This is a genomic window from Massilia sp. CT11-108, from assembly GCF_047302915.1.
Classification (GTDB): domain Bacteria; phylum Pseudomonadota; class Gammaproteobacteria; order Burkholderiales; family Burkholderiaceae_D; genus Telluria; species Telluria orientalis.
Window position 1 is genome coordinate 1 of sequence record NZ_JBKYMO010000558.1, and the last position, 3,374, is coordinate 3,374.

General features: G+C 70.2%; 3 protein-coding genes and 1 pseudogene. 1 reads left to right on the plus strand and 3 read right to left on the minus strand.

Annotation, left to right across the window (positions count from 1 at the left end):
* On the plus strand, window positions 1-666 hold a 666-nt coding region (locus ACEN88_RS27320), incomplete at its 5' end, for a response regulator transcription factor (RefSeq protein WP_413344717.1).
* A gap of 238 nt (window positions 667-904) precedes the next feature.
* Here the strand turns inward: ACEN88_RS27320 and ACEN88_RS27325 are convergent.
* From ACEN88_RS27325 to ACEN88_RS27335, 3 genes and pseudogenes are all read right to left on the minus strand, one after another.
* Window positions 905-1,513 (minus strand): annotated as a pseudogene (locus ACEN88_RS27325) (isocitrate lyase/PEP mutase family protein); the annotation flags it as partial.
* A gap of 68 nt (window positions 1,514-1,581) precedes the next feature.
* Window positions 1,582-3,012: a pyruvate kinase gene (gene pyk / locus ACEN88_RS27330; protein ID WP_413344719.1), complete on the minus strand. Its 1,431-nt coding sequence runs from the start codon at window positions 3,010-3,012 to the stop codon at window positions 1,582-1,584.
* 130 nt (window positions 3,013-3,142) lie between these two features.
* On the minus strand, window positions 3,143-3,374 hold a 232-nt coding region (locus tag ACEN88_RS27335), incomplete at its 5' end, for an MOFRL family protein (protein WP_413344721.1).

Below are 3,374 nucleotides of genomic sequence, written 5' to 3' on the forward strand. Positions count from 1 at the left end.
GCCACTGCCGGTGCCCGAGGCCACGGAGGTGCCGGCATGATCCGCATCGTCCTCGTCGACGACCACGCCGTCGTCCGCAGCGGCTACCGCCGCCTCCTGTGCGCCGAACCCGATTTCGATGTCGTCGGCGAGGCAGCGAGCGCGCCGGAGGCGAACGCGCTCGTCCAGCAGGTCCGGCCGGACGTCGCCATCGTCGACCTGAGCCTGAAAGGGAGCAGCGGCCTGGAAGCCATCGCCGGCATGCGTGCCCGCCAGCCCGGCCTGCGGGTGCTGGTGCTGTCGATGCACGACAGCGCCGGCCACGTCGCCCAGGCGTTGAAGGCGGGCGCGCACGGCTACCTCACCAAGCGCAGCGAGCCGGAAGAACTCATCACGGGCATCCGCGCCGTGATGAACGGGACGCGCGCGCTCTCGTCCGAAGTGGCGGCCGCGGTGGCGCCGGCCCCGCTGGACGGTCTGACGCCGCGCGAATTCGACATGCTGCGCCTGCTCGTGCACGGCGAATCCGTGCAGGCCATCGCGGCCCAGCTCACGGTCAGCCCGAAGACGGTGCTGAACACCCTCACGTCCGTGCGCCAGAAGCTGGGGGCGGACAACGATTTCCGTTTGATGCACCTGGCGGCGCGGCTGGGGATCGTGGAGTTCGGGGGTGCGGTGCCGGCGTGATGGTTCCGACGTCATTCCCGCGCAGGCGGGAATCCATGCTGAGCCACCGGTGTCGCCCTGGCGAAACGCACCGCGCTGGTCCCGGCGTACCGAATTCTGTATTTCGGCATGGGTTCCCGCTTCCGCGGGAACGACGGATCACGGCGCCGTAAACACGCGGTTCAGCTCAGCCGCCGGCAGCGCATCGTCCGCATACCCGAACGTGCCCTTCTCCCTCACCTCGCGCGCGTCGCTTGCGCGGGCCGCGTACGGCGCGAACGACGGCCGCGATGTCTTCCGGCTTCGCGATGCCCGGCGCGAACAGCACGTCGGCACCCGCTTCCTGGTAAGCCTGCAGGCGGCGGATGGTGTCGGCCAGGTCCGGGCGGCCGACGCGGAAGTTTTCCGCGCGCGCCGTCAGCATGAATTTGAAGGGGAGTCCACGGGCCGCCTCCACGGCCGCGCGGATGCGGTCGGTGGCGAGGCCGATGTCGTACAGCGGTTGTGCCGGATCGTCGGTCGCGTCCTCGATGGAACCGCCGACGATGCCCGTCGCCGCCGCTTCGACGATCGTACGGGCCGCGTCTTCCGGCGCGTCGCCGAAGCCGGACTGCAGGTCGGCGGACAGCGGCAGGTCGGTCGCCGCGGCCAGTTCGGCCAGGTGCGGGAGCATCTCCGCGATGGTGATCGTCGGATCCGTCTTCGCCTTCGAGAACGCGAAGCCGGCGCTGGTGCCCGCCAGCGCCTGGTAGCCCAGGTGCTGCAGCAGCTTCGCCGATCCCGCATCCCACGGGTTCGGGATGACGAAGCAGTTGCCGCGGCGGTGCAGGTCGACGAACGCCTGCGCTTTTTCCAGCTGGGTCTTCATGCGCTTCTCCTGTCGGTGGTGGAAGCGCTACGTTACCAGAGCCACCATGGCGGAAGATGCGCACATAGTCACACGGTCGGTTCCTCGCCCACGCGCACGACGTGCAGCAGGTTCGTGCGGCCCGGCCGCCCGGACGGGAAGCCCGCCACCACGACGACGTCGTCGCCCGCGTCGGCCAGGCCGTGGAAGCGCGCGGCCGCGACGCCGTCCGCCACCATGCGGTCGAAGCCTTCCGCTTCCTCGAACGGCACCGGATGCACGCCCCACACGAGCGCGAGGCGGCGCGCGATGGCCATCTTCGGCGTGAGCGCGAGGATCGGCGCGGTGGGACGCTCGCGGCTCGCGCGCAGGCACGTCGCGCCGCTCGCGGTGTAGGTGACGGTGGCGGCGGGCGCCAGCAAATTCGTCACGCGGCGCAGCGCGCAGCAGATGGCGTCCGCGGTCGTCTTGTCGGCCGGCTTGTGGCTCGCGTCCAGGCCTTCGCGCCAGCGCGGGTCCTGCTCCACTTCGCGGATCACGTTGTCCATCACGGCCACCGATTGCACCGGGTACTGGCCGGACGCCGATTCGGCCGACAGCATCACGGCATCCGCACCTTCGTAGATGGCGGTGGCGACGTCCGACACCTCGGCGCGCGTCGGCACCGGCGCCGTCGTCATCGATTCCAGCATCTGCGTGGCGACGACGACGGGGCGGCCGGCCGCGCGCGCCGCATGCACGATCCGGCGCTGCAGCACGGGCACCTGTTGCGGCGGGAGCTCCACGCCCAGGTCGCCGCGCGCCACCATGATGCCGTCGGAAAGCAGCACGATGCCGTCCAGCGCGTCGATGGCGGCCGGCTTTTCCAGTTTGGCCATGATCCAGGCGCGCTCGCCGATCAGGGCGCGCGCCTCGACGATGTCCTCCGGGCGCTGCACGAACGACAGCGCGACCCAGTCCACGCCGAGATCCAGGCCGAACGCGAGGTCGGCGCGGTCCTTCGTCGTCAGCGGGGAGATCGGCAGCACGACGCCGGGCACGTTGACGCCCTTGCGGTCGGACAGCGCGCCGCCCGCCATCACGGTCGTCTCGGCGAAGTCGGCACCGCAGGCGTCCACGCGCAGGCGCAGCTTGCCGTCGTCCAGCAACAGGTCGGTGCCGGGGCGCAGCGCGGCGAAGATTTCCGGATGCGGCATGCCGGCACGGGTCGCGTCGCCCTCCGTCGCGTCGAGATCGAGGCGGAAGCGGCTGCCCGTTTCGAGCATCGCCTTGCCGCCGGCCATGCGGCCGACGCGCAGCTTCGGTCCCTGCAAGTCCATCAGCACGCCGATGGGACGGCCGATGTCGCGTTCGACGCTGCGGATGATGTTGTAGCGCGCGGCGTGGTCGTCGTGGCTGCCGTGGCTGAAGTTCAAGCGGAAGACGTCGGCGCCGGCAAGCGCCAGCGCGTAGATCTGGTCGGGGGTGGAACTGGAGGGGCCGAGGGTGGCAAGAATACGGGCACGGCGTTGGCGTAGCATGGTGAGTCCTTTACTCTCGGGGTCAGAGCCCGGTGTTCACGGGTGGGCTCCGACCCCGACTGACTAGGGGAAAAAAAACGGGTACGCCGCCGCCGCGGCGCACCCGTTAAAGGGAAGACTGTTTCTTTTTTCAGGCGACGTAGATCGCGCGGAAATCGTTCACGTTGGTCAAGGTGGGCCCCGTGATGAGGGAATCGCCCAGCGCACGGAAGAAGGTGTGCGCATCGTTGTTCTCGAGGCTCGCGCGCGGCGGCAGGCCGCGTTCCCAGCCGCGGGCCAGCGTGTCCGGCGTGACGCCGCTGATCCTCGGTGACAGCATCGAGGGCGAGGCGCGCGACGTGGCCAAGGTCATGGCCGGCATC

Excerpts from the sequence above, each read along its gene's own strand:
- pyk (WP_413344719.1), bottom strand. The coding sequence starts at position 3,012 with ATGCTACGCCAACGCCGTGCCCGTATTCTTGCCACCCTCGGCCCCTCC.